We start from the raw sequence: 995 nt of genomic DNA, 5'->3' as shown, positions 1-995 counted from the left end.
GGTACCGGCACCGGTAAGACGACGCTGCTCAACGTTCTGTCATCGTTCCTTCCGGCCAACGAACGCATCGTGACCATCGAGGACGCCGTTGAACTCCAGATCCAGCAGGACCACGTGGTCCGTCTGGAAAGCCGGCCACCGAACACCGAGGGCAAAGGCGAAGTAACCATCCGCGAACTGCTCCGCAACTCGCTGCGTATGCGGCCCGACCGCATCGTGGTGGGCGAGGTCCGTGGCGGAGAGTCCCTGGACATGCTTCAGGCCATGAACACAGGCCACGACGGCTCACTTTCCACGGTGCACTCCAACTCCCCCCGTGACGCCGTCGCGCGTCTGGAAACCCTGGTGCTCATGGCCGGCATGGACCTGCCGCTCCGTGCCATCCGGGAGCAGATCGCCTCTGCCGTCAACTTGATCATCCAGATCTCCCGTCTCCGCGACGGCACCCGCCGCATCACGCACGTCACCGAGGTCCAGGGCATGGAGGGTGACATCGTCACCCTCCAGGATGCCTTCGTGTTCGACTACTCTGCGGGCCTGGACCAGCACGGCCGTTTCCTCGGTTCACCCATCCCCACCGGGATCCGGCCGCGCTTTATCGACCGCTTTGAAGACATGGGAATCCACGTCTCCCCCGGTGTGTTCGGCGCCCCGTTGGCCTCCAGCGGAAGGCCCTGACGTGGCCCTGACGATTGGCATCATTTTCGTCATCGCCGCCATCGCCGTGGCAGGCGTGGTTGTGATGATCCCCCGCACCCCGGCCCTGCCCCTGGACCGCCGTCAGCCATTCCGGACAGAGTCGGATTCACAACTGACTCGCTTCGCCGGGCAGGCTGTCCAGGGTATCGAGCATTTTCTCGAGAAAAGGAAGGTCCGCTACTTCAACCGGGAGACGCTCGAAAACGCGGGACTCCGGCTCAGCCAGGCGGACTTCCTGCTCCTGGTGATCATCGGCGCTTTCGTGGGCGGGCTGATGGGCATGGTCGTCGCCGGAC

1 protein-coding gene and 1 pseudogene are annotated in these 995 nt (G+C 64.2%); both read left to right on the top strand.

Going from position 1 to position 995, the window contains the following annotated elements; translation table 11 throughout:
- Nucleotides 1-678 (top strand): TadA family conjugal transfer-associated ATPase (locus tag AC5RWX_RS33750; RefSeq protein WP_494100495.1); only part of this gene is annotated, 678 nt, incomplete at its 5' end.
- Between the two features lies 1 nt (nt 679).
- Nucleotides 680-995 (top strand): annotated as a pseudogene (locus AC5RWX_RS33745) (type II secretion system F family protein); the annotation flags it as partial.

It is taken from the genome of Arthrobacter sp. SPT-J7 (assembly GCF_059089965.1).
This window is presented reverse-complemented; position numbering and strand designations above follow the sequence as displayed.